The organism is Bacillus sp. JJ1521 (assembly GCF_036965165.1).
Lineage (GTDB): Bacteria > Bacillota > Bacilli > Bacillales > Bacillaceae_L > Ferdinandcohnia.
Window position 1 is genome coordinate 34,228 of sequence record NZ_JBALOX010000058.1, and the last position, 25,705, is coordinate 59,932.

A 25,705-nucleotide genomic window follows, 5' to 3' on the forward strand; every position below is an offset into this window, starting at 1 on the left:
CGCAAATACGCAAAGGCGTATTTGATTAGAAGTAGAAGTGAATAAGGAAAGGAGTTTGCCCTTGCAGGACTTACTTATTTACATCATATTAGGTCTTTGTATTGGAGTAATGTCCGGTTTTTTCGGTATTGGCGGTGGCTTTATTCTTACACCAACGCTAATCCTTATGGGATTTTCTCCAGTTATCGCTATCGCTACAAGCTTATTGTATACAGTTGCTACATCACTTTCTGGAGTGGTAGCACATTTTCGTCTAAAAAATATTAAATGGGAGACTTCCATTATTATCGGAATAAGTGGGGTAATAGCCACTCAGTTTGCTCACCCATTTGTTATTTTCCTTGGACAATACAACTTAGAAAATACTGTCATTCCATTGATGTATTTAGCACTCACGTTATATTTTTCAATATCAATACTTGTAAGTAAATCTCCTAGTAAGGATCAATCAATAAGTAAAACCAAATATGCTTATGTAAAAATTGTGTTTATCGGGTTATTCGCCGGCTTTATTTCTACAGTTTTAGGTGTTGGCGGTGGCTTTATCATTGTTCCATTATTAATGGGCGTGCTTGCTTTCCAACCAAAATATGCAGTTGGTACAAGCCTGCTTAGTGTATTCATGATTGTTGTTGCAGGCTTTACAACCTATGCATCAACCGCCACTCTTGATTATGGAGTAATTGGAAGCCTGATTGTGGGTGCACTTATTGGTGGTCAACTTGGCGCAAGGGTTACGAATATCTTTGAAGATAAACAGGTTCGCTTGTTTTTAGCCGGTCTATATATCGCAACCGGTGTGAGTCTCGCATTTAAGCTTTTTCATTTAGACTTTTTCGGTTTGCTTATACTATTTACCTACTGCTTATATATGCTTATCCATTTCTTATTTCAAACTCTTAAAGTTCGTTTCAAGGAAAAAGAGGTTGGGTAACAGTAAAACATCCCCTTCATACAAGAGGATGTTTTTTTATTGCTGCTTATTACTTGGCTAAAAGCGCCCTCTTAAAACTAGGTTGGAACCTCTTTTTTGATTTCTCCATGTTTGTCCATTACCGATTCTATATTATTTCATAACATAAAGTAACTTTCATATGAAGGAGGTGTAAGGTATGAGTGGCGGACATGGACATGGTATGAATTTCGCATTAATCGTGGTTCTATTTATCCTACTAATCATTGTAGGAACATCTTTCATGGGTTACTAGTCAATGGGTTTTGAGCGTATCCACCGCGTCTCCCCATAATATCTCCTTTAAAGGCGTTTCAAAGGTACCGGCCTTTGAAACCCTTTTTTTCTATAAGTACATATTTAGCCAATTTATAATATCTTTGAACACTTCCTCTTTGTTAAGTTCATTTAGAATTTCATGCCGGCTATTTTCATACAGTTGGACCGTTACATCCTTGATTCCTGTTTTTTTATACATATCTGCAGCTTGGAGAACGCCTTTTGAATAGTTCCCGACCGGATCTTTATCCCCAGCCATGAAATACATTGGTAAGCCTTTAGGAATATTTTCATTAGAGCTATGAAGATTTACTTTTGCTACTCCACCAACGAGGTCATAGAAGAACCCTGCCGTGAAAACTCCACCACAAAGAGGGTCATGGATATACTTGTCTACTTCCTTGTCATCCCTTGAAAGCCAATCAAATTCAGTGCGATTTGGACTGAATCCTTTATTGTAGCTACCGAACGTAAGCTTGTTCATAAGCGGACTTTTGGTTTTCTTTCCATTTCGTTTCATTTCAAACTTGGCAATTCCAATTCCAACTTTTCCAATGAAACCCGGGTCGCCTCCTGTTCCAGATAAAATGACACCAGCTAATTGATCACCATGTGTTTGTATGTATCTCCGTGATAAAAAGGATCCCATGCTATGTCCGAATAGAAAAAACGGTATGTTTGGATGATCTTTATTAATTATGTCTGTTAATTGAAGCATATCTTTAACCACTTGTTCAAACCCATTTTCCTCTGCAAAAAATCCCATTAGTTTTGAGTTCGTGCCTGTTTTCCCGTGGCCACGATGGTCATTTCCATAGACGATAAAACCTTCCTTTATCAAAGCTTTCGCAAATAAGTCATAGCGTTCAATATGCTCTGCCATCCCATGGGCAATTTGGACGATTCCCTTTGGTGTGGCTTGAGTTTCATCCTCCCACTTTTGACAAAATATAGTAACACCATCATCAGTCACAAACGTAAAATCTGAACAAGTCATCACCATAGCCCCCCTTTTTCGTCTATTATATTCAAAAAATGAGATTATAGATATGGATTAAGTTGAAACCAAGCTATTTGTTTTTCAGGTATATCCCTTTCGTGTTTCCATTTTTTGTGCATATAATAAAGGTAGTATGTTAGAAAAATAGATGAGGGGAATTAACAAAATGAGCTCTTTTATAGTGAAGGGTACATGGACTGGAAATAGAAATGGGGAGGGTACGATTACCACAGATGGTCTTCAAACAGCCGTCTCTGCTCCAAAACAACTGGACGGACCTGGAATTGGGGCAAACCCTGAGGAGTTATTAATTGCCGCCGCTACAAATTGCTATATGCTGACCCTTTCTGCAATCCTGTCAAATCGTGATCTCGAATACACTCATCTAGAAGTGGTAACGGAAGGAACAGTTGGCAAAGACGGAAAGCGCTTAGTCTTTGAAAAAATTGTTCATAAACCAGTTATTTTTGTAAAACAAGCAGACGTTGAACTCCAAGAAAGATTGGTTCAACTTGCTCATCGTGCAGAAAAAGCATGCTTCATCTCGCAAACGCTGAAAGGCAATGTCGAGGTTACGGTTGAACCTGTTGTGAATGTGGTTGGATAATGTAAATTGTACTAGTGGCAGTATCTTTTGGTTAGTGGGAGTATTTCTCAGATAGTGGTAGTATTTTTGAATTAGTGGTAGTACTTTTGTTTTGATCGTATTGAATGGTGAAAAGGCAGTGCCCTCAAACACTGCCTTCCTCTCAAATTAACCTCTTTGCGCCTGGTAAACCTTTAAGTTTGAATAAATAACCTTTAGCAATGGCGTTTCGATGCCTTTTTCCTGGGCAATTTTATATAAATAGCCTTGTAATTGATCAGCCTCAATATCCAAACCTTTTTCCATATCACGCTGCATTGAAGATTTCATTGCAGCAGTCATTTGATTCGTTGTTTTTAAATGCTTTTCCTCAATATCCTCATCGATTGGTGCACCAATCGAGCGCATTACTGAACCGATTTCTTTAAATAGGTTTAAAATGAGCTTTGGACCATTCTGTTCTTCACGAATTGGACCAATCGGTGATCTCATTAACGTCGTAATACCTGAAAATCCTGTGATGAACATATATTTATGCCATATTTCACGAATGATATTATCGCTTAATTGAATATTTGTTTTTGTTCCAGACATAACATCCGCTAATTTTGTAATTCGTTCAGTTCTTTCCCCAGAAAACTCTCCAAACAAAGCTCGGTGATTAGGGCTTGTCTGAATGATTTTCCCTTCAGCATTCAAGGTAGACTCAATAAAACATAATCCACCAATAACATTTTCAGGATTAAACTTGGACTTTAGAACATCCACATGACTGTATCCATTTAATAGTGGGAGAAGCATTGTGTCCTCTTCTACATATGGTTCAATACTATGTAAGGCACCTTCAAGGTGATATTGTTTTGTCGAAAGAATAATCACATCGAATGGACCAGCTTCTTCTCCCGACTTGATTGTCTTCGGTCTGAATGTCACATCTCCATGGATACTTTCTATTTGAAGTCCATATTCCTGTATTTGCTTTTGCCTTTTTTCGCGAACTAAGAAGGTTACGTCTTCCCCCTTTTCGAGTAGTCGCCCTCCAAAATAACCGCCAATTGCACCTGCACCTACAACTAGGATTCTCAAAGTCTTGCAACCCCTTTCACTACGAAACTATTAATAGTATACCAAAAAAAGGTCAGCAGCGCTGACCTTAGTTTGATACATAATTTGCTGCGGAACGAATTTCCACTGTTATTGAACTAGCGTTTACAGTTGTTTTCAAAACAACTGGATATGGACGATTATTCGCAAACTTAAAGTCCAAATATGGATAAGCAACTGTTGCATCATGCCCTAGTGGAACATAGCCAACAGGCTTTGAATGGTGGTGTAGTTGAATGATTTCAAGACCTGCTTTTTCAACTGCGTTATAAAGAGTAGTTGAGGTTTGGCATATTCCTCCCCCATAGCCTGGGACAAATTCCTTGTTTACAATAACTGTTGATAGCGCATATCCATTTTCCTTTGATGCATTTCCAACCACATTGTTAAAAGAAAAACGATCGCCAGGTCCTAACACTACATCGTTTACCTCACTTGCCGACTTTCCAATATTGAAGTTTCTTCCAGTTGCAGATGGATTGAAATAGGTTGTAAAGCTTCCAAGGACAACATCATTAATGCCTTGAACCTGATCCTGTGTAACATTTGGATTAGTTTCCTCAATCGGAAGTACGACTTCTTTATTAAAAACGAAATCATCTAGTATTCTAGTAACTAGCTCATCTTCTTTTAAAATCATTTGGCTTTCCCCAGCCTGCAAATCCCCATTAGCACTAAGTTTTGCTGGTTTCATAGGGCGATCAATCGAGGCAGCTAAATCACTTGCTATTTGCGCTGCTTTCGCTTTTAATTCTTCTTCAGTTTGGAACTCATCCCTGTTCAGAACTTCGACGACACTATTATCACGAGGATCGATGATGGAAACTTCACGTGTATCGATGGCTTCCTTTGTTTCAATCGTTTCAACAGGTGCAACATTATGAAGTTCCACACTCACAGGTTCTTTCTTCTCGATAAGCGTGCACCCACTCATCAATAAAACACCTAATAATAATGGCAATGTTGTTTTCTTCAAATTACTCTCTCCCATAGTTTAATTTGTGGACATTGTTACAATTAATCAAATTCGCCACGGCGTATTTGCGCCCGATTTTTTTAGGCCCACACGAGGTGGGTCACAAAGAGGTTGCCACAGGACGTGGCCTTTTTAGTCTTTGATCCTTTGCTCGAAAAACTTCCTTTGAAAAATCGTGGCATCCGCCAGAGGCTATAACATATGTAACAGAAGTCAGGGATTTCTGTTGCATATGTTACAATTGGTTAACAAAGTAACTTACATAGGAATTTTATTAACGAAAAACGAATATATTCCTATTTGCTGTAAGTTCTTTAATTGCCTTCTCATACATGGGAAATAGACTAAGATGATTGGAGAATAGAAGCAGTATATGTAGTGAACGTAGAAGTTTTACAAGAGAAGTAGATAACCTTTTTCACATCATTAGACGTTGGATAGCTTGTATTTGTTACTAACTTTTGTAAAATATTTGTCATAATTTTATTATATATTCTTTATAAAGAACAAATCAACAAAAAAATCTACAATCGAGGAATTAGATTGCAGATTTTTTCTGGATAATCCATTATTTTTGAGAAAGTTGTTTTGATTTTTCAGTACAGCTTTCCATAGCTGCGATAACGCTCGCTCGGAAGCCTTGTTTTTCAAGGGTAGCAACTGCTTGGATGGTTGAGCCCCCCGGGGTGCAGACATCATCTTTTAGTTCGCCCGGGTGTTTTTCGGTTTCTAAGACCATTTTTGCTGCACCTAATAGAGCTTGTGCGGCAAGCTTGTACGCCTGTTTTCTAGGAATCCCTTGCATTACAGCACCATCGGCTAATGCCTCAATAAATAAATAGGCATATGCCGGGGACGAACCACTTACTGCAGGAATAGCATCCATAAGTTGTTCATCGAGGAGCTCTACCTTTCCAAATCCTTCAAACAGTTGGACAATTTCAGATAAATCTTCAGAAGTCACATAAGAGTTAACGCAAAGTGCGCTCATGCCTTCGCCGACTAATGAAGGCGTGTTTGGCATTGAGCGTACTGCCTTCAAAGGTCTTTTAAATTGTTGTTCGATAAAATCAAGAGTAATCCCAGCTGCGATTGTAATAATAATGGTTTGATCTTTCACAACCTCTTTAACCTCGTTGATTACTTCTGCATAAAAATCAGGTTGAACAGCTAAAAACAAAAAATCCGCATTTTCTGCAACCTCTTTATTTTGCTGTGTTGTTCTAATTCCATAAGTTTTTTCCACGAATTGAAGAGTTTCCTCTGTTTTTGCACTCGCGATCACTTGCTGTGCAGTTACGACATTGGAATCAATCATCCCGCGAATCATCGCTTGAGCCATTTTTCCAGACCCAATAAAACCAATATTTCTGTCCATATTGAACCTCCTCAACCTTTTATTATAAAGAAGTTACTTTTAAAAAGCGAAACCTTAACAGTCCATACATATTATTTTAAGGTACGGACAAACTAATCCAAAAAAGAGGTGAATACAATGCGTCGTTTTGAAAGACTTCTTGACACCGTGTTTGGGTATACAGGCTGGCATGACCTTACAAATACAATAAATCATGGTGAGCAAGAACTGGGGTCTTTATATGAAGAGGAAAATGATGACGATCCGGTCAGCTAATAAGGGAGGGGCTTTCCGCTGATGGATGCCCCTTGTTTCATGTACGATTATAACAATTACAGCTCATTATATGGTCATTGACCATCCCTGTTGCTTGCATAAATGCGTAGCATATCGTTGAGCCCACAAATTTAAACCCGCGCTTCTTTAAATCTTTGCTTAACCGGTCACTAATTTCTGTAGTCGCCGGTACTTCGTCTAATGTACGAAAATGATTTTTGATTGGTTTTCCATCTACAAAGGACCATATATATGTATGAAAGCTTCCAAATTCCTCTACCACATTAAAAAACACCTTTGCATTTGTAACAACAGCATTTATTTTTAGCCGGTTACGGACGATGCCTTCATTCGTAAGAAGTTCCTCAATTTTCTTTTCATCATATCCGATAATTTTTGCCGGATCGAAGTTGTCAAAGGCCTTGCGGTAATTTTCTCTCTTTTTTAATATGGTGTACCAGCTAAGCCCAGCCTGCGCCCCTTCTAAATTTAAATATTCAAAGAGGAGGCGATCATCGTATACGGGGACACCCCATTCATCATCATGGTAATTGATATATAACGGATCCTCATTCACCCAGCCACATCTATTCAAAACTCTCCCACCTTATTATGAAAATTGAGTCAGCATATGCTGACTCGGTTCTTACATTTCAAGATATTTATCCTTATCAATTCCATTAAAGAAAAAGCTTCTTTGCCCAATCGAAAAAAGCTGCAATTCATGCATGGCACGTGTACAAGCTGTATAAAAAAGCTTTCTTTCATACTCTCCTCCATACACTTTATTAGAGGCGTTATAAATAATAACAGCATCAAACTCGATTCCTTTTGCTAAATATGTTGGCAAAACAAGTATCCCTTTATCAAAATGATAGGTCTCCTGATTCATTAGACGAACAGGTATTTCATTTTTCAACGCACCGAAAGCTTCCTTGCTCTCTGCTTCGGTTTTGCAAATCACTGCAATTGTTTCATGTCCCTTTTCTTGAAGAGCCTTTATTTTTGTTAGAATTTCTTCGTGAAGTACTTCTTTTGTCTCCACTTCTTTGAATAGAGGAAGTGCTCCAGAACGGTTAAAGGCTTGAATTTCATTACCACCAGCCACAATTCCTTTCGAAAACTCAACAATCTCCTTTGTTGAACGATAGCTTTTCTTCAATTGAATGACTTCCGTTTTATCTTCCTCATGAATCTCAGGTGATAATAATGTTGGTGCATTCATGGAATGTGCATAGATTGCTTGATTGTAGTCCCCTAGTATGGTCATACGACAAGTTGGAAATAATTGCTTCAAATATTCAAATTGGAATGGTGAATAATCCTGAGCTTCATCGATGAACAAATGCCGAATACTTGTATTTGATTTTTTTCCTTCGATTAAATCTTGTAAATAAAGAAATGGAGTGGCGTCCTCATATTTCAAGTGATTTTGTTCCAAATTTTTAATTGTAAATAAACAGATTTGACTCCAATTTTCCGTTACCTTTTGGTCTTTCGTATGTGAAAATAATTGTTTATAGCTTCCTTTAATATCCAGATATTCGAGCCTTTTAATAGCAGCTTTTATTGGTTTAAAATGCTTCCTAACAATTTCCTTAACAATTAGTTTTTCCTCACGTTCATAATCATTAAAGGTATCCTCAGAGAACTCCTGCTTTTTCTGTAATTGTTTAAAGATTTCAAGATGGTCTTCCTTATCCATCAGCTCGGCTTCCTGTAGAACCCAATCTTTTTTACGTTCTTTTCGCTCAAATTTGATAACTTCTTTCATCAACCACTCTGTTACTTTCGTAAGTCGATTTGGAATCGAAATAGTCGGATCCAATGAGTAGAAATACTCCCCGATCGATTCCTTCGAAATTATTTTTTTCTTCTTAAATTGAATGTTTTTAAAAGGAAGACCTTGTTTTCCAAGTTCTTTTACATAAGAATTAATGAGTTCCTTGAAACCTAGGTCCGCTTTGTAGTGAATCGCCTGAAGCCTTACATCATAATCAGCTTGATCCATCTCAGTTAATAAATACTCCATTTGTGAAAACGGATCCTCTACCTCAAAAAGACCACCTAATCGATGCTCGACATATTCCTGAAAGGTCGATTGTTGCATATTATCTTCCCCGAGCTCTGGAAGAACGGTAGCAACATAACTATTAAAAAGGGGATTCGGTGAAAATAGCATAATATTATTTGAGCTAAGCTGTTCACGATAACGATATAGTAAATAAGCAACACGCTGTAAGGCAGCAGACGTCTTACCCGAACCAGCTACACCCTGCACAATTAAATAACGACTTTTTTCATTTCGAATGATTTTATTCTGCTCAAGTTGAATAGTTGCAACAATGCTCTTCATTTGTGTGTTGGCATTATTACCAAGTACCTCTTGTAGCATTTCGTCCCCGATCGTAACCCCTGTATCAAACATGTTTTTTAACTTGCCATTTTTTATGATGAATTGGCGTTTTAATGTCATTTCCCCTTCGATCGTTTCATAATGAGTTTCATACTTCGCCTGACCCGGATAGTAATCATAGTACATACTTGAGATTGGTGCTCTCCAATCAAAAATTAAAAAATTGTCCTCGTTTTTATCTAATAACGATGCGATTCCAATGTAAATCTTTTCTTCACTTGTCTCTTCATTTTCAACAAAATCAAAACGACCAAAATATGGTGATTCCTTTAGCCTTTCAAGAATTTTTATCTGTTTATGAATTTGCCGATGATTTCTTTCACGTTCACCTAATAATTCGGACTGCTGTTTGATACTTTGAAATGTTTCAATGACATCATCAGGTTCATCGAGATTGACAGTGACATCTTCCCAAAACGTTTTTCGAAGGTCGACAAGTTCACTTTTTGCGTTTCCCACCTTCGATTCGATGGCTGCTTTCTTACTTTCGATGACCTTCAACACATCTTCAAGTCTGTCTTGTTCCAGAACCCAGTCTGCATTTTGCTTCTCCATGAACACCACTCCTCGTTTACGTGAACTTCTGTCTTTAAGCTTTAAATGATATTTGTTGACATGCGTAATATATTGTTATATAATTATAATAGGGTATATTGAACGCATTTATTTACAAAGTCTAAAAAAAAGACAGAACAATGACATCATACCATGTTGTTCTGTCTTTTTCAATGTATTTTAGTTATTTTTCACCATAAAAATCTAAAGTTCTTTTAATTCCTTCTTCATAAGGTGTTGCTGGCAAAAGACCGATTTCATGCTCATATTTTGATCCATCTAACACCACTGGATCCTCCGTTAAATATAGCATTTCTACAACCTCTCTCATTTGCTTATCAAAAATGCCTAAGAATCGAATCATACCCTTTGTTACTGTTGAAACAGGTTTTTGATAATTTAAATGACTGCTTGCTATATTTATGATTTTTTCACCTGAAATTACTCCAGCTGCTGGAATATTCCAGCTTTGTCCGTACGCCTTATTATTCAAAGCAAGTTCGACAATCGCCTTCGCCCCATCTGGTGTATAAATATATTCCCTGGCATTATGTTGATTCCCTACAAACATAGCCTTTTTGTTTTGAACCATCTTATCAAATGTATAGGTCAGCATCGCATTATCTGCATTTGGTCCATAAAAATCAGGAAAATGTGCAATTAGAACTGGGATATTTGCTTGAAAAGCTATATTCCCAAGCTCTACACGAATTTTCCCCTTTTTCGTGTGAGGATTCTTTGAATACTCTTCATTTACTTTACTTCCATTTCCCCGACCATAAGCATAAATATTATCCACAAATGCAAGCTTACAGTTGGCCGATTCAGCTGCTTGCACTATATTTCTCATTAATGTTGGCTGATTTTCATACCATTCACTATATGGGATATTGACTGAATGAAAAATTACATCAACACCTCTTGCTGCATTTAGTAGATCTGTCTTGTTAAAGACATCCCCTGCTACGATTTGCACCAATTCTCTGTTGGTAAAAAGTTTTCCTAATTTCTCCTTCGTTCTTGCAAAAGCAATTACCTCAATGCCTCTTTCCACTAACTCTTCAACAATTGCATAACCCATTCCACCTGAAGCACCTAATACTAAAGCTTTTTTCATTAAAATCCCCTCCTTTTTATTTTTATTAACCAATGGTCAATATTAAGTAAAAAAATAATTTCAACACTATGGGAAAGTTTTTAAACTTCCCCGTATATTAGTGGCTTTAGGATATAATTAACATGCGATTGAGCCAAATTTTTTACATCGTCATAGGTTTGGTTGCTTCTGCAGTAATGTGTTACAAAACCATGGATTGATAAGAAAATTGACCAGATATCCTGAATACTTGCTTTTTGATTAGTTAGATTAGAAATTGTATTAGCAAACATACCATAGCTTTCAAGTGGTTCCTGTTGAATACAGCTTTTTACTTCATCATCATTGATTAAAAACATTAACTCATATTGGCTTTTATGTGTAAGCCCAAATTCAATATAGCCTAATAAAATCATCTTCACTTTCTCTTCTGGCTGCAGATCCTGAGCGATAATTTGATTTAAAACACCGTTAAGCATTTCAAAATCCTGAACAACCATTGCATAAAATAAATCTGCTTTATTTTTAAAATGATAATAGATTGCACCATGGCTATAGTTTAATTCCTTTGCAATCTGCCGCATGGATACATGCTGATAGCCTTTTTGAACAAATAGTTCATGGGCAACATCCATTATTTTTTCACGTGACAATTCTTCTTGAACCTGTTTTCTTGGTGACATCTGTTATTACCCCTTTATTAACCACTGTTCAATAATTAATATATTCCAGATTAAACCAGATGTCAATCAATTCCATGCACACTTATGAAAAATATTTATACAATATAAAAGCGGACCCCTGCACGAGTCCGCCTTCATTAATTTACTATTCAGCTTTACTTAATACTTGTTGATCTTGCTGCTCTTCAGCGTCATTTGCTGCTTTTTTCGATTTCATATATCCAATTGCGACAACTGCAGCGACTACGAGTATCTCAAAGCCATACTTCACAAAGCCATTACTAAATACTGAGTTTAGGAACGGTTCTCCAACAATCATCTTTGATGCAGTCCAAGCTAAAATTGCGGCACCAATCGTAATAATGATTGGGAAACGATCAATTAATTTAATAAATAATGTACTCCCCCAAACCATAATTGGAACTGAAATAATTAGACCTAGTACAACTAATAAGAAGTTACCTTGTGCAGCACCGGCAACGGCTAATACATTATCAAGACCCATTAATGCGTCTGCAATGATAATTGTCCGAATGGCTGCCCAGAAGCTGCCAACTGCTTTAATTTCATGACCTTTGTCATCTGTTAACAAATTATAAGCAATCCATATAAGGAGGATTCCACCTACTAATCGCAATCCTGGAACTGCAAGTAACCAAACTACAGCTAAAGTAGCTATAATTCTTATGGCAATTGCTCCTACTGTTCCCCAGATAATTGCTTTCTTTTGTTGTTCCTTTGGTAAATTTCTTGCTGCCAAACCAATAACTATGGCGTTATCCCCTGCCAAAACTAAATCAATCCCAATAATAATTAAGAGTGCTGTAAAAAACTCTACACTTAAAATTTCCATCAAGGATCTCCCTTCTAATCTTTTATTCTATAAATTTAGGAAAAACAAAAATGAATTTCACTAGAATAAACTACTTTATTGTTGTCAAATGCTTATCATCTAAACGTTTTTCGATCTTTTCAAGCTCTACTTTGTCTTGTAAAAGCTCTTCTTTATTCTTTTTAATTAAGTCTTCAAATGACGTTGATCCTATCTTTCTCTTTAGCATACCTCTGCTCACCTCTCGATCTTTGCAAAAAAACAAAAATGACCTTTACCTTGGTGGTAAAGGTCATAAATAAAGACCTTTACCGTAAGCTCGGTAAAGGTCTTGCTAACAACGTTTAAGTTGCCAACAAAGCCGAGAGTGGTTACACTCTGAAATGACGACTTTGCTGTAAAAGCTACTCCCCTTTAGGAGAAAATATTTGAAATATTTATTATTAAAATTAATTTTACATGGGGTTTATTCTATTGTCAACACTTTTTTAGATAATATTTTTCCCGTAAAATATTTCATCCATTTCTGTAATTAACTTTTCAGCAATTATTAATTCCTCTTCTGGTTTAAGTTTTTCTTTTGTACTACCGAAAAATAAATAATGCTCAAGGTCAAATTCCTTTAGCTTACATTTTGTGTGGAAAATGTTCTCCTGATATACATTCACATCAATCATTTGATACATTTCCTGAATCTCATCAGGTATGTAATTTTGGATAGAATTAATTTCATGATCAATAAACAGTTTATGTCCCGTTACATCTCTCGTGAATCCACGCACACGATAATCAATGGTCATCACATCAGTCTCGAATGACTGAATCATATAATTTAATGCTTTTAAAGGAGATATTTCCCCACAGGTTGACACATCAATATCTGCCCGAAATGTGCTAATTCCTTCATCCGGATGGGATTCTGGATATGTATGAACGGTAATATGGCTTTTATCCATTTGGGCCACTACAGATCCTGGGATAGGTCCCGGGGACTCTTCAAAATCTTCAGCATGTGGCTCTTCTACAGGTCCTTCTGATACTAAGATCGTAACACTAGCACCCTGTGGTACATAGTCCTGTTTTGCGACATTCAATATATTTGCACCGATGATATCCGCCACATTACTTAAAATTTCGGTTAATCGATCCGCGTTGTACACATCATCAATATATTCGATATATGCATCCCGCTCCTCCTGAGACCTTGTATAACAGATATCGTACATATTAAAGCTTAATGATTTTGTTAGGTTATTGAAACCATGCAATTCCGTTATCTGTTTTGGAGTCATCTCCATGTGTTTCACGTAATATCCCCCTTTTTTATATTTTTCCATATTTTTATGTTGGTTGAATCGCGGGATTCTATTCATTTTATATGGATTTTAATTTTGAGCAAAAAAATATCCGGCACAAAGGCCGGACACTGAAAATGATTTTATGATCATTTAAAAGGGGGGTATGAAAAAGCTTATCTTTTCCATGTCTTTATATTACCCATTAAATATGAACAAACTATGAATAAAGAATTAAGTTTCTATTAATAATGATTTTTTGTCGATTGTTTTTCATAACACATATAATCATTTGATAAGATTCTATTAAAATCACAATACTCACATCATTTAAGTAACTTATACACATTAATGAGTATCTATGCTATGGTAAACTTCCTTTGTAAACGTTTACAATTATTGCGAAATAGGAGGTCTAATGTTGAATAGGTTAAAACGATTTAATGTAGTGTTAATGTGTTTTCTGTTATTGTTGCCGAATATGGGTTTAACTGTATTTGCAGTTGAAGATGAATCCACCGAGATGATTCAAATCCCTCAATCCTCTAAATGGCAAGGTGCCGTCGGTGGTGATGTTGGTGGTAATGACAAAATTACTGCTGAAAACTTTTTAATCAGGGAAAATGAAGATGGCTCTGTCAATATCAGTGTCAAAAATAATCGTGGGAAAATTGCAAATGATACGGAAGGTATTGCTTATTATTACCAACAAGTTGACCCTACTGATAACTATGAATTGACAGCAAAAGTAAAAATAGAATCTATTGATGCAAATAATCAAGTGGGATTTGGAATAATGTTGAGGAGCAATCTTCTAACTTCAACCGATAAAAATACTGGGGATTATCTTGCAGTTGGTGGAATCCGACAAGATATCCGAGGATTTTTTAAAGATGTGTCGGGATCATTAACATATCCAGATGAATTAGATTTTACCACTAACAAACCACTAGCTGGTGAGGAATACACACTTAAACTTAGAAAGGAAGGCAATATATATCAATTAACAGTCGGTGATGAAACCAAAATTTTTACTGACTTTACCAGTGACATCAATTTTGTTGGACTCTTTGCCTCAAGGAATGTAAGTGTTACCTATACCGACATTCATTTAAATAAGCTCAAAAAGGCACAAAGTTTAGAAATTAATAGCGAAAATATGAAAACTGAATATCTAACAGATGAAGAATTAAACCTAGATGGGTTAGTCGTTAGATCGATATACGATAATGGTGAAGAATCTACCTTACAAGAAAATGAATATATTGTTACCGGATTTGATAGTAGCACAGTTGGATCAAATACAATAATAATCAGTTATGGTGGAGTTACTTCAACTATTAATCTACAAATTAAAGCTCTAACACTGCATGAATTATCAATAAAATACTTCCCTGCAAAAACGGTTTATTACCCTGGTGATAAATTTGAATCAGCTGGATTAGAAGCTTTCGGTTCATATAATAATGGCGAAACCTACAAACTTACTGGGGACCAATTTGATTTTAAGATTGATGAAGTTACTATTGATGATTCATTCGAATTTAATGCACCAGGTACTAAGATTATCACAATCGTTCCGAAAAATTTTCCAGAAGTTACAGCAAACTTTAATGTAACTGTGCAAGAGACTGAACTTGTAGGTCTCGAGGTAAAGAAACAACCGGTAAAAACACAATATTTTATCGGGGATAAACTAGATCTTAAAGGAATGGTCGTATATTCCATCTATAAAGATGGATCACAAGTTAGATTAATGGATAACGAATACACTGTTTCCGGCTTTGAGTCCACGTTACCCGGAAACAAAATTGTTGTGATCCTACATAAAGATGCAAGTGAAAAAATCACTTTCAACGTAAAAGAAAAAGAAGCTAGTGAATTAAAAATAACCCAGTTTCCACAAACAACATTTTCAATCGGCGAAAAGTTTGCATCTGATGGATTAGTAGTTTCAAAGATTTATGATAATGGTGACCAAGAAGCATTATTTACAGATGATTATGTTATTGACTCTAGTACGTTCAATAGTGATAAAGCAGGCACATATTCCATAACTATATCTCCTAAAGTAGACGGACTTGACCCGATTACTTATAAGGTCACCGTTAGGGAAAAAACAGAATATAAATATGACTTTATTCGCTTTGGACAATCCTCATCGGAGGAAAGAAACACGATTGAGTACTTAGAAAATGGTGACGTTCGTCTAGCCGCGATAGATGGTGCCGGGAAAATTACCGGTGACCATGACGGTATCTCTTTCTACTATACTGAAATTGATGCTAATGAAGATAACTTTGAACTTACAGCTGATATTAAGGTAGTTGAATATGCTAAAAATCCTCATGATGGTCAAGAATCATTCGGAATTATGGCAAGAGACGCTATTTTTGAAAGTGGTGATCAAAAAGGAATCTTTTCTAGTAATATAGCAGCAATTGGAGGATACTCAGGTGGTACACGAGAAGATAACGGAACACAACTTTTTGTAAGAACAGGTGTTACATCTACCGATGGTACGGGAAGCCAAGGTATTCAAAAAGAAATGTTAAAGAAGGAAAAACCTACTGCCTCTAATACTAACAACTACCGTCTCACACTTAAGAAAACAAATAGTGGCTTTACTGGAATACTAAATGACGGTGAAAATGTAATGGAGAAGAATATTTATGCACCAGATATTCTAAACGTTCAAAATGGCAAGGCCTATGTAGGTTTCTATACTGCTCGTGTTGCTACAATTGAAATTAGCAATATCGACTTCAAAGTAACAGCTGCAGCAACGGATGCTCCTAAAGGTGAAGCACCTGTTAAAGAGGTCACACCACAATTTGACATTTTATCATTGGACAAGACTTCTGATACCAATTATCGACTCATTATTCAATCCAATGTAAATGGTTCGGTAACGATTAAAGAAGGCAATGAAGTAATTGGTTACGATGTACCAATGAAGGCTGAACAGAAACTTGAGATCCCAACAACGATTGCCAAAAATGCAAATACAAACTTTAGCTTTGTATTTATACCGGAAGAAACTCAAAATTTAACTAACTATGATAGAATCATTCAAAACTTCACAGTGGAAATGAAGACATTTGCTGAAAATGGTAATATCTATGTTTCTCCTAACGGTTCAAGTACTGGGGACGGCTCAAACGATAATCCTCTAGACTTAGACACAGCCATTGAGTTTGTACAACCAGGTCAGCACATCTATGTAATGGAAGGTCATTATGTAAGAAATGGAATACTTGAAATTAAGAAATACAATAATGGAACTAAAGATGGTATGAAATATTTATGGGCGGATCCTGCCGCTATATCAAGACCTGTTATCGATTTTGATAAAAAAACAGAAGGAGTTGTTCATAGCGGTAACTACTGGCATATAAAAGGCTTAGACTTTACACAATCTGCCGGTAATACGAAAGGTTATACAGTTGGTGGACACTATAATATTATCGAAAATATTAAAACATATGCGAACGGTGACACCGGCTTACAAATTAGTCGAACAGATGATTCTAATAGTATAGCTGAGTGGCCATCTTATAACCTAATCTTAAATAGTGAGTCATTCGATAACCGTGATCCATCCGATAACAACGCGGACGGTTTCGCTGCTAAACTCACTGTTGGCGAAGGAAACATCTTTAGAGGTACAATCGCACATAATAATATTGATGATGGTTGGGACCTCTATACAAAGGTCGGTACTGGCGTAATTGGAGCCGTCACTATTGAGGATAGTATTGCTTATAACAACGGTTTTCTAACAGATGGAACAGTTGGTGCAGGTGATAAAAATGGATTCAAGCTTGGTGGGGAAGGTGTCCATGTCCCTCACATTATCAAAAATAGTGTTGCTTACGGTAATGGAGCGGCAGGTTTTACTAGTAATAGTAATCCAGGTGTGATTGCAGAAAACAACTATGCATTTAATAACACCGGCGGAAATATGGCATTCACAACATACGGACACATTATACCTGATTTTACAATTGATGGGTTTATTTCATTTTTTACTGATGGGACAAAGAAAAAAGACAATTATCAGCATCCAGATTCGGATAAGAATTTTATGTTTAATGGAACTCAATCCGTAAATATGTCTGGTGTTATTCTTCCGGATGAAGTAATTCAAACCTTATCTACTATTCAAAACTTTGAACGGAACAAAGATGGATTAATTAATTGGAATGGTATTTGGAACACGTTTAGCGAATTTATCGCACATTACGAGGAACAAATTGAAGTTTGTGAAAAACCTGGAAAAGGACCTAAGCCCGGTATGAGTCCAAAAACAGGAGAAGGGCAAAAACCTGGAAATAACCCGACACCAGGATATTGTAAAAAACAAGGAATTAGGTAAAACATTACTTTATACTTCCCATAGAATGAACAATTTTACGAAGTTTTCCTATTCCACAGGAAAAGAGAGGGGAGCCCCTCTCTTTTTTTATGCGTACATCATATTTTCTTCATCCTTTTTAAAGAAGCTCTTCATCGCATGGAAAACATCTGCTTTTTGTTTTAAAATATAGTACTTAAATCGCTCATCCTCAATATTCTTATAGGCAGACATGAGGGTGCTATGGCGGTTGTATTGATTGACTTCCCCGTACCCAAAAATATTTGAAACCTTCATTAACTCAGTTACTAATTTCACACATCTTGCATTATCTGATGTTAAATTATCACCATCCGAGAAATGGAATGGGTAAATATTATAGCGTGCAGCTGGGTATTTATCATTGATAATTTCTAGTGCTTTGCGATAGACAGATGAACAAATTGTACCTCCACTTTCTCCTTTCGAGAAGAAGTCTTCTTCAGATACAACCTTTGCTTCTGTATGGTGAGCAATAAATTCAATTTCGACGGTTTCATATTTTGTGCGAAGAAATCGGGTCATCCAGAAGAAGAAGCTTCTTGCCATATACTTCTCCCATATCCCCATCGATCCACTCGTATCCATCATCGCAAGGACAACGGCCTTTGAATCTGGTTTTACAATCTCATTCCACGTTTTAAATTTCAAATCCTCCCGATAGATCGGATGGAAACTCGGCTTTCCTGCCATTGCATTTCGTTTGTATGCTGACATCATCGTCCGTTTCTTATCGATATTCCCCATTAGTCCAGTACGACGGATATCATTAAATTCAATATTTTCAACAATGTTTTGATCCTGCTCTTTCCGTTTCAGATTTGGTAGCTCTAGTTCCTTAAAGAGTGCTTCCTCAAGCTCCATCATTGAAACTTCAGCCTCATAATAATCTTCACCGGCTTGATCCCCTGCACCTTGCCCTTTGCCAGGACCTGCTTTCCCCCCGCTTTGTCCTGAGCCATCTCTTGCAATAACGTCCCCAACCTGGCTATCTCCATCCCCTTGGCCAACATGTTTATTTTTGTCATAGTTATACCGAATTTTATATTCATCTAAGGAACGAATTGGAATCTTAACGACATCTTTCCCGTTTGACATAATGATACTTTCTTCCGTTATCAAATCAGGCAAATTATTCTTTATTGCATCCTGAACCTTTTCCTGGTGTCTTGTTTGATCATCATGGCCTTTGCGATGGAGGGACCAATCTTCTTGGGAAATGACAAAATTCTTTGAATTACTTTTCGACATAATCTTTCCCCTCCTAATTATTATTTTTTTGGCGAACCATTCACATTTTTACCCTGACCTTCATACATTATCTTGACGGTTTCTGAAAGAATTTCGTTAAACGAAAAAAACTGTAGTTTGGAAATAAAAAGAGACCAACTTCCCCCTACTAAGAATCAAAAATGAAGCAATAATAGATTACTCTATACTATGCAAGATTATCGTTTTATTGACAAAAAAATTCGTAAATTAGGCAGTAAACCTTAAAAATAGACAAGTTCCACTTGGGTTTCGGCGAAGATTGGTGTTCACCTTTAATAAGATCCCATTTGAAAAATAAGGGATTAGACCAATCATCTGGTCTAATCCCTTTAATTTTTAAGAAATCTGGCACAAATACGCTAAGGCGCATATGTTTATTATCATCTATTCAACAAGCTTCCTACATAACGAAGCAGTTCATTAGCTGATGTTGAATTATAACCGTGTTCATCAATCAATCTCGCGACAACCTCGTTGACCTTCTTCAGCTGCTGTTCATCCGGTGTTTTTGTGGAAGTTGTGATTTTCACGACGTCTTTAAGGTCAGCAAATAATTTCTTCTGAATCGCTTCACGCAGACGCTCGTGTGAATTGTAATCAAATCTTCTTCCTTTTCGTGCATATGCCGAGATTCGAATCAGGATTTCCTCTCTAAATGCCTTCTTCGCATTTTCGGAGATGCCAATTTGCTCCTCAATCGAACGCATTAGCTTTTCATCTGGATTCATCTCTTCACCGGTTAATGGATCTCGAAGTTTATTTTTATTACAGTATGCTTCAACATTATCCAGATAGTTATCCATTAATGTCTTCGCAGACTCTTCGTATGAATAAACAAATGCTTTTTGAACTTCTTTTTTCGCAATATCATCATACTCACGTCTAGCAATCGAGATGAAATTCAAATAGCGCTCACGGTCCTCATTCGAAATGGATGGATGATGCTCCAAGCCATCCTTTAAGGAACGTAATACGTCCAAAGCATTAATCGATGGATTTTCCTTTCGAATGATGGTTGAGGAAATCCGATTGATTACATAACGTGGGTCAATTCCACTCATACCCTCATCCTGATATTCCCTTCGAAGCTCCTCCACATCAACTGCGTTAAAGCCTTCCACACTTTCCCCATCATACAATCTCATCTTTTTAATAATATCGACATCGCCTTTTTTAGGCGCTTTTAATCTAGTTAAAATTGTAAACATTGCCGCTACTCTAAAGGTGTGTGGTGCAATATGAACATCTCGCACATCACTTTCTTTTATCATCTTTGCATAAATACGTTCTTCCTCGGAAACTCGAAGATTATATGGAACAGGCATAACGATGATACGTGAATGTAACGCTTCATTTTTCTTATTGGAAATAAAGGAACGATACTCTGTTTCGTTTGTGTGAGCGACGATAAGTTCATCTGCACTTATTAAAGCAAATCTTCCTGCTTTAAAATTCCCCTCTTGAGTTAAGGATAGCAAGTGCCAGAGGAATTTTTCATCACACTTTAACATCTCCTGGAATTCCATCATTCCACGGTTTGCCTTGTTTAATTCTCCATCGAAACGATAGGCACGTGGGTCTGATTCTGAGCCAAATTCAGCAATCGTTGAAAAATCAATACTTCCTGTTAAATCAGCAATGTCCTGTGATTTTGGATCAGATGGGCTGAATGTTCCAATTCCAACACGCTTATCCTCAGAGAAGAATACTCTCTCAACCCTTACATCCTCAATTCTGCCACCATATTCTTCCTGTAATCTCATCATATTCAGCGGTGACAAATTCCCTTCAATCCGAACCCCATACTCATCAAAAAAGTCTTCTCTTAAATGATGCGGAATAAGATGCAGTGGATCTTCATGCATCGGACAGCCTTTAATAGCAAAAACTGCGCCACGTTCCGTATGTGAGTACGTTTCTAATCCCCTTTTTAACATGGAAACGAGTGTTGATTTCCCACCACTAACAGGACCCATTAATAATAAAATTCTTTTTCGGACATCAAGTCGCTTAGCTGCTGGATGAAAATATTCTTCTACTAAGCGCTCAAGTGCTTCCTCGAGGCCAAATAATTGGTGATCGAAGAATTTATACGTTCGCTTGCCATCCTCTTCTTCAACACCTGCGTCCTTGATCATATTATATACTCTTGAATGAGCAGACTGAGCAACCCACGGTTTTTCCTTAAGGATTTCCAAATATTCAGCGAAGGTTCCTTCCCACTTCAAACGTTGTTCCTCTTCTCGAAACTGTTCTATCTTTTTTAAGATATCCATTAATTGAGGGCCTCCTCCATCTTTGATGTCTCTTGCACGGTTTATATAAATGTATGCGAGGATGTCCTTTAACATGCTTTAATCTTACAAAATTCAACATGTCCGAAGCTGAATTCTAAGATTAATTCCCTTAGTTTTCACGAGTGGGCAACTTATAAAATATTTTCGAAGCAATAAGGGTATATAAATGTTAAAGGAGTTCATTTTAGTATATGTGCCTAATTTCGATCGGTGAGAAAATGTTTACAATTTGTCCATAGATGGCATTCACACAAAATTGAAATTGGGTTATAATACACGTAGATGTATTTTTTAGGAAGCATATTTGAGGGTTCCATTTGTTGAGCTTCATACATAAGGAGGAAAAGCACATGAAATTAATCCTAATTTTAGGTGTTACTATTACATTTTTAACAGCTATCTTTACTTCTGGCTACGAAGACAAGCCAAGCGTAAACAAAAAGTAAAAACTAAAAGCGCAAGTGCCTTATAGTCGAACGTCTACTAACTACTGCCACTTCCTGTGGCAAACGTAGACGTCAGCACTTCTGAGTGCAAGTCCGACAAGCATAAGAAAAGCCGGCGAGAAGGATGCTCTTTATCCTTCTTGAAGGATTTGCTTATGACATCGCGATCGCGAGGCTAGGCTACTTGCGCTAGACAACAAAAAAATGACCTTTACCCAAACTGGTAGAGGTCATTTTTAATTTAATTTAGTCCTGGGTAATTTTGTTGTCTTAACGCTTCATATATGAGAATTGCCGCAGTATTTGATAAGTTTAGGGAGCGAACTTTTTCAGTCATTGGAAGACGTAAGGCCCGGTCCATGTTGTTTTCGATAAGATCTTTAGGTAAGCCTGTCGTTTCTCTTCCAAAAATAAAGAAATAGTCTTTTTTTAAGTCACTATAGTCAAAGGATGAATGTGTTTTTTTCCCGAACTTCGTGACTAAATAAAACTCTCCATCCCTATATGTTGAAAAAAGCTCTTCTAAAGAATCGTAATAATGGATCTTTACAAACTCCCAATAATCTAACCCAGCTCGCTTAAGCATTTTGTCCTCTGTTGAAAATCCAAGTGGCCGAATTAAATGTAAGGTTGTATCTGTTGCTGCACATGTCCGTGCGATATTCCCTGTATTTGCAGGGATTTCAGGGTGGTATAATACGACGTGTAATCCCACTTTCTTTCACCTCAATCGTTATTATACCAAATCGAGAAGTTTAGTTATTAATGATATGAAAAAACTTATACTTGATGTTCGGTGTATAAGCGGTTGAGTCATAGTAAGACCAATACCTCATCCGGCTGTTTTGTGTCTGGGCATTAACGAGTGGATAGCCTTCAATATCCTTTGCCACTACAATCGTGTTGTGATTAAAGCGCCCGTCTCCCTCAAAATCATAGCAAATGAGGTCTCCCAATATGAGTTCCTTTGGGGATGATACTTCTTTAGCTTGAAGACCTCTTTGTGATCCAGTTAAATACCACCTTAATGAATTAGCTACAGTCCAGCTGTAGCTCCAGTTATTATATTGATTCCACCAGCCTTTACTCCGATTCGGTTGCCCATACATCGGTGCGCCACCTGCATGAAGGCATTGCGAAATAAAGTTCGTACAATTGTCAGTGAACTTTTTATATTTTGGATTGTAGTCATTCCACCAACGCTCTGCGTATTGGACCGCGGCAAGACGGTTATATTTGAACTCCCTGATATCTTCTTCCGCCACTTCCCGATCCAAGGTTTCATTATGGGTATCTATTACCTTTTGGACTTCTTTATCGCTTATTAATTTATTTAATGTAAAAATGGCCTCTCTTTCTTCACAATGCTCTTCAATATACAAATTTTTATTTTGACGAATTAAGTATTGATAATGAACAAGGTAGTTAAGATGAATTTTTCCATCCACTTCATTTTTGCCGATGATTTGTCCATTTGTATTGCATTTGATGATTTCTGCTGAACGTTTGGTCATCAGTTCTTTTTTTCGCTGAATGTACTCAAGGTCTTTATCTGGCAATTTTACCGTAGAGGCACCTCGTTTATTTCCAACCAGTAATTGGGCTTTTGCCTCAATCACCTTAGCTAAAGTCGACTTCATTGTCCACCGCCACCTTTAAGCTGTGATATTACACCATATGAAAGAAAATGGATTTTAAGTAGAAAAAATTTTTCAACACAGGATTGCGGCTTTGCGGGGTGGATTGCGCTTTATTTTTGAGAATTGCGTTATAGCAAGAACGAATTGCGTTTTAGCTAAAAAACGCCTGATATAAAAAAAGGATGCAGCGTCGCATCCTTTTTAGTTACCTAACAAGTTCAATCCTTTTTCAATCTCTTCAAGGACTTGCTCGTCATTTTCTTTTAAACTTGCTTCTTTCAAAATCTCAACTGCACTTTCGTCGCCAATTTTTCCAAGAGCCCATGCAGCAGTTCCCCGTAGAACCGGTCTTGGGTCATCTTTTAATACCTGCTTCAATTCAGGAATCGCACTACTGTCTTTAAAATGGGCCAGTGCGATAATCGCATTTCGTTGTATGGGTTTCTTCCCTCTCCAAGAACCAGATAACGGACCAAATGTTTCTTTAAATTCACGATTGCTAATCGATAAAATTGGTTTTAACAAGGGTTTCACAACCTCTGGATTTGGTTCCATTTCTTCATGAAAATGAAAGTCGATACCCCTATTTTTTGGACAAGCTGTCTGACAGGAATCACAGCCATAGATTCGGTTTCCAATTTTCGTCCGGAATTCGTCTGGTAAAAAATCCTTTGTTTGCGTTAAAAAGCTGACACATCTCTGTGCATTAATTTGTCCACCCTGTACTAATGCACCCGTTGGACAAGCATCAAGACACGCTCGGCATGAACCACATTGATCCTCAATCGGTGTATCAGGTGCAAATGGTATATTTGTAATCATTTCTCCTAAATACACATAGGAACCGAACTCAGGGGTTATAATCGCACAGTTTTTTCCGCTCCAGCCAATTCCCGCTCTTTCCGCTACGGCACGGTCTGATAATTCACCTGTATCAACCATTGATTGAAGCTTAGCATTAGGCATTTTTTCCAAAATAAACTGCTCAAGCTTCTGTAGCCTGTCCCGCAAAATATGGTGGTAATCCTCTCCCCAAGAGGCTCGTGCAAACATTCCGCGGCGTTCATTTCGTGTACTTCTTGGTGCATCCTTAAGCTTTGCGGGATAGGCCAAAGCAATCGCAATAATTGATTTTGCTCCAGGAAGTAGCAATTCAGGATTTGTTCTTTTTTCAATATCCTTTGGTTCAAATCCTGACTGGTAACCTAATTCCTGTTGCCGTAGGAGCCGAGATTTTAACTCTTCAAACGGAGATGCACTCGCAAAACCAATTTTGTCAATTCCAATTGTTCGACTATAGTCGATTATCTCTTGTTGAAACAGTAAAATATCCAAGGTCTATCAAATCTCCTTCCTTTAAATTTAAAAGCCGTTCTAATATAGAATCACTAGGAATTATGGTACACTATTTACAGTAATTTTTGGAGGGATAATTGATGGAAATTCAAATTTCGCCACAATTAAAGGAACTTGTCCCCGATTTCAAGGTGGGAATTATCCAATACGATCATATCGAAGTTGGGGATTCTCCACAAATGATTCGTGGTCGATTACAAACCTTTCAGGAGTCACTCTTTTTTGATTTAGAGGACAAACCTGTAACGGATGTTAAAGGGATAGCTGAGTGGAGAGACATTTTTAAAAAGGTTGGGACTGACCCAAATCGCTATCGTCCATCCGTGGAAGCCATCTATCGCCGGGTTCAAAAGCAAAACTTTTTGAATTCGATTCATTCTGCTGCTGACCTTAATAATTTCTTTTCGATTCAATATGAGATTCCAATTGGGATTTATGATGCCGATATAATCAACGGAGACATTGAGATTCGGGTTGGTCAACCGGAAGATGAGTACGTAGGGATCAATGGGAGACTCATTTCGATGAAGGATAAAATTTTATCCGGTGATGATACAGGCGCATTTGGAAGCCCATACGTGGATTCCCAGAGAACTGCCGTAACCATTGAAACTAAAAATGCGATTCAGATTGTGTTTCTAAAGCCTTCCCTACAAATGGAGAGCTGTGAGAAATTGATTACGTCATTAGGTGCAATGTTTACACAGGTTCACGGCGGATCAGCACATTCTTTTATAGTTAAGTAAAAGCTATATAAAAAGGAAAAAACGCAACACTTCGTTTATCTAAGAAACGAAACACTGCGTTATATATGTATGGAGCGGGTGATGAGAATCGAACTCACGACATCAGCTTGGAAGGCTGAGGTTTTACCATTAAACTACACCCGCA

The 25,705-nt window shown here is 37.2% G+C and carries 22 protein-coding genes and 1 tRNA gene; 6 read left to right on the forward strand and 17 right to left on the reverse strand.

Annotation, left to right across the window (positions count from 1 at the left end; all coding sequences use genetic code 11):
- Positions 1-61 precede the first annotated feature (61 nt).
- The gene (locus V7147_RS09380) at positions 62-934 is read left to right on the forward strand and encodes a sulfite exporter TauE/SafE family protein (RefSeq protein ID WP_335367590.1); all 873 of its coding nucleotides are present in this window, start codon (positions 62-64) and stop codon (positions 932-934) included.
- Positions 935-1,112: 178 nt separating this feature from the next.
- Positions 1,113-1,208: a YjcZ family sporulation protein gene (locus V7147_RS09385; RefSeq protein WP_335367591.1), complete on the forward strand. Its 96-nt coding sequence runs from the start codon at positions 1,113-1,115 to the stop codon at positions 1,206-1,208.
- A 90-nt stretch (positions 1,209-1,298) separates the two neighbouring features.
- On the opposite strand, the gene V7147_RS09390 is transcribed toward V7147_RS09385, so the two are convergent.
- The gene (locus V7147_RS09390; RefSeq protein WP_335367592.1) at positions 1,299-2,228 is read right to left on the reverse strand and encodes an alpha/beta hydrolase; all 930 of its coding nucleotides are present in this window, start codon (positions 2,226-2,228) and stop codon (positions 1,299-1,301) included.
- 169 nt (positions 2,229-2,397) lie between these two features.
- Here V7147_RS09390 and V7147_RS09395 point away from each other — a divergent pair, with 169 nt between their 5' ends.
- Positions 2,398-2,838, forward strand: coding sequence for an OsmC family protein (locus tag V7147_RS09395; protein ID WP_335367593.1), 441 nt, complete (start codon positions 2,398-2,400; stop codon positions 2,836-2,838).
- Positions 2,839-2,985: 147 nt separating this feature from the next.
- On the opposite strand, the gene V7147_RS09400 is transcribed toward V7147_RS09395, so the two are convergent.
- From V7147_RS09400 to proC, 3 genes are all read right to left on the reverse strand, one after another.
- Positions 2,986-3,903 carry a ketopantoate reductase family protein gene (locus V7147_RS09400; protein ID WP_335367594.1) on the reverse strand — a complete coding sequence of 306 codons (918 nt, stop codon included), beginning with the start codon at positions 3,901-3,903 and terminating at the stop codon, positions 2,986-2,988.
- 67 nt (positions 3,904-3,970) lie between these two features.
- Entirely contained in the window at positions 3,971-4,897 is a 927-nt protein-coding gene (locus V7147_RS09405) for a VanW family protein (RefSeq protein ID WP_335367595.1), read from the reverse strand.
- A gap of 568 nt (positions 4,898-5,465) precedes the next feature.
- Positions 5,466-6,275 (reverse strand): pyrroline-5-carboxylate reductase, encoded by an 810-nt coding sequence (proC, locus tag V7147_RS09410; RefSeq protein ID WP_335367596.1) that lies wholly within the window; start codon positions 6,273-6,275, stop codon positions 5,466-5,468.
- 117 nt (positions 6,276-6,392) lie between these two features.
- On the opposite strand from proC, the gene V7147_RS09415 reads away from it, so the two are divergent.
- Positions 6,393-6,530, forward strand: a complete 138-nt coding sequence (locus V7147_RS09415) for a hypothetical protein (RefSeq protein WP_335367597.1) — start codon at positions 6,393-6,395, stop codon at positions 6,528-6,530.
- Between the two features lie 37 nt (positions 6,531-6,567).
- On the opposite strand, the gene V7147_RS09420 is transcribed toward V7147_RS09415, so the two are convergent.
- The 7 genes from V7147_RS09420 to speD form a co-directional block, all read right to left on the reverse strand.
- Positions 6,568-7,125 carry a DNA-3-methyladenine glycosylase I gene (locus tag V7147_RS09420; protein WP_335367598.1) on the reverse strand — a complete coding sequence of 186 codons (558 nt, stop codon included), beginning with the start codon at positions 7,123-7,125 and terminating at the stop codon, positions 6,568-6,570.
- Positions 7,126-7,176: 51 nt separating this feature from the next.
- A complete protein-coding gene (helD, locus tag V7147_RS09425) occupies positions 7,177-9,501 on the reverse strand; it encodes an RNA polymerase recycling motor HelD (protein ID WP_335367599.1) in 2,325 nt (774 codons plus the stop codon).
- Between the two features lie 184 nt (positions 9,502-9,685).
- Entirely contained in the window at positions 9,686-10,618 is a 933-nt protein-coding gene (locus tag V7147_RS09430) for an SDR family NAD(P)-dependent oxidoreductase (RefSeq protein ID WP_335367600.1), read from the reverse strand.
- Between the two features lie 80 nt (positions 10,619-10,698).
- Positions 10,699-11,280: a TetR/AcrR family transcriptional regulator gene (locus tag V7147_RS09435; protein WP_335367601.1), complete on the reverse strand. Its 582-nt coding sequence runs from the start codon at positions 11,278-11,280 to the stop codon at positions 10,699-10,701.
- Positions 11,281-11,425: 145 nt separating this feature from the next.
- Positions 11,426-12,133 (reverse strand): TerC family protein, encoded by a 708-nt coding sequence (locus V7147_RS09440; RefSeq protein WP_335367602.1) that lies wholly within the window; start codon positions 12,131-12,133, stop codon positions 11,426-11,428.
- Positions 12,134-12,203: 70 nt separating this feature from the next.
- Positions 12,204-12,341 carry an FbpB family small basic protein gene (locus V7147_RS09445; protein WP_335367603.1) on the reverse strand — a complete coding sequence of 46 codons (138 nt, stop codon included), beginning with the start codon at positions 12,339-12,341 and terminating at the stop codon, positions 12,204-12,206.
- Positions 12,342-12,600: 259 nt separating this feature from the next.
- Complete coding sequence (gene speD, locus V7147_RS09450; protein WP_335367613.1) at positions 12,601-13,410, reverse strand: adenosylmethionine decarboxylase; 810 nt, start codon at positions 13,408-13,410, stop codon at positions 12,601-12,603.
- A 418-nt stretch (positions 13,411-13,828) separates the two neighbouring features.
- Here speD and V7147_RS09455 point away from each other — a divergent pair, with 418 nt between their 5' ends.
- On the forward strand, positions 13,829-17,785 hold the full coding sequence (locus tag V7147_RS09455; protein ID WP_335367604.1) for a bacterial Ig-like domain-containing protein: 3,957 nt from the start codon (positions 13,829-13,831) through the stop codon (positions 17,783-17,785).
- Between the two features lie 87 nt (positions 17,786-17,872).
- Here the strand turns inward: V7147_RS09455 and yhbH are convergent, their stop codons facing one another.
- The 5 genes from yhbH to queG all read right to left on the reverse strand — a co-directional run bounded on the left by yhbH (position 17,873) and on the right by queG (position 24,793).
- On the reverse strand, positions 17,873-19,054 hold the full coding sequence (yhbH, locus tag V7147_RS09460; RefSeq protein ID WP_335367605.1) for a sporulation protein YhbH: 1,182 nt from the start codon (positions 19,052-19,054) through the stop codon (positions 17,873-17,875).
- Between the two features lie 401 nt (positions 19,055-19,455).
- Positions 19,456-21,351: a PrkA family serine protein kinase gene (locus tag V7147_RS09465; protein WP_335367606.1), complete on the reverse strand. Its 1,896-nt coding sequence runs from the start codon at positions 21,349-21,351 to the stop codon at positions 19,456-19,458.
- Between the two features lie 708 nt (positions 21,352-22,059).
- Complete coding sequence (gene trmL, locus V7147_RS09470; RefSeq protein ID WP_335367607.1) at positions 22,060-22,533, reverse strand: tRNA (uridine(34)/cytosine(34)/5-carboxymethylaminomethyluridine(34)-2'-O)-methyltransferase TrmL; 474 nt, start codon at positions 22,531-22,533, stop codon at positions 22,060-22,062.
- Between the two features lie 40 nt (positions 22,534-22,573).
- Positions 22,574-23,458: an amidase domain-containing protein gene (locus tag V7147_RS09475; protein ID WP_335367608.1), complete on the reverse strand. Its 885-nt coding sequence runs from the start codon at positions 23,456-23,458 to the stop codon at positions 22,574-22,576.
- Between the two features lie 201 nt (positions 23,459-23,659).
- Positions 23,660-24,793: a tRNA epoxyqueuosine(34) reductase QueG gene (queG, locus tag V7147_RS09480; RefSeq protein WP_335367609.1), complete on the reverse strand. Its 1,134-nt coding sequence runs from the start codon at positions 24,791-24,793 to the stop codon at positions 23,660-23,662.
- 101 nt (positions 24,794-24,894) lie between these two features.
- Here queG and V7147_RS09485 point away from each other — a divergent pair, with 101 nt between their 5' ends.
- Complete coding sequence (locus V7147_RS09485; protein ID WP_335367610.1) at positions 24,895-25,560, forward strand: B3/B4 domain-containing protein; 666 nt, start codon at positions 24,895-24,897, stop codon at positions 25,558-25,560.
- Between the two features lie 70 nt (positions 25,561-25,630).
- Here the strand turns inward: V7147_RS09485 and V7147_RS09490 are convergent.
- Positions 25,631-25,704, reverse strand: a tRNA-Gly gene (locus V7147_RS09490).
- Between the last annotated feature and the right edge of the window lies 1 nt (position 25,705).

What these genes read in the sequence shown, in the direction of transcription:
- V7147_RS09415 (WP_335367597.1), top strand. Translation starts at nt 6,393, where the DNA reads ATGCGTCGTTTTGAAAGACTTCTTGACACCGTGTTTGGGTATACAGGC.
- V7147_RS09445 (WP_335367603.1), bottom strand. Translation starts at nt 12,341, where the DNA reads ATGCTAAAGAGAAAGATAGGATCAACGTCATTTGAAGACTTAATTAAA.
- V7147_RS09485 (WP_335367610.1), top strand. Translation starts at nt 24,895, where the DNA reads ATGGAAATTCAAATTTCGCCACAATTAAAGGAACTTGTCCCCGATTTC.
- speD (WP_335367613.1), bottom strand. Translation starts at nt 13,410, where the DNA reads ATGGAGATGACTCCAAAACAGATAACGGAATTGCATGGTTTCAATAAC.
- proC (WP_335367596.1), bottom strand. Translation starts at nt 6,275, where the DNA reads ATGGACAGAAATATTGGTTTTATTGGGTCTGGAAAAATGGCTCAAGCG.
- V7147_RS09385 (WP_335367591.1), top strand. Translation starts at nt 1,113, where the DNA reads ATGAGTGGCGGACATGGACATGGTATGAATTTCGCATTAATCGTGGTT.
- V7147_RS09430 (WP_335367600.1), bottom strand. Translation starts at nt 10,618, where the DNA reads ATGAAAAAAGCTTTAGTATTAGGTGCTTCAGGTGGAATGGGTTATGCA.
- V7147_RS09440 (WP_335367602.1), bottom strand. Translation starts at nt 12,133, where the DNA reads ATGGAAATTTTAAGTGTAGAGTTTTTTACAGCACTCTTAATTATTATT.
- V7147_RS09475 (WP_335367608.1), bottom strand. Translation starts at nt 23,458, where the DNA reads ATGAAGTCGACTTTAGCTAAGGTGATTGAGGCAAAAGCCCAATTACTG.
- V7147_RS09395 (WP_335367593.1), top strand. Translation starts at nt 2,398, where the DNA reads ATGAGCTCTTTTATAGTGAAGGGTACATGGACTGGAAATAGAAATGGG.
- V7147_RS09435 (WP_335367601.1), bottom strand. Translation starts at nt 11,280, where the DNA reads ATGTCACCAAGAAAACAGGTTCAAGAAGAATTGTCACGTGAAAAAATA.
- yhbH (WP_335367605.1), bottom strand. Translation starts at nt 19,054, where the DNA reads ATGTCGAAAAGTAATTCAAAGAATTTTGTCATTTCCCAAGAAGATTGG.
- helD (WP_335367599.1), bottom strand. Translation starts at nt 9,501, where the DNA reads ATGGAGAAGCAAAATGCAGACTGGGTTCTGGAACAAGACAGACTTGAA.
- V7147_RS09465 (WP_335367606.1), bottom strand. Translation starts at nt 21,351, where the DNA reads ATGGATATCTTAAAAAAGATAGAACAGTTTCGAGAAGAGGAACAACGT.
- V7147_RS09390 (WP_335367592.1), bottom strand. Translation starts at nt 2,228, where the DNA reads ATGACTTGTTCAGATTTTACGTTTGTGACTGATGATGGTGTTACTATA.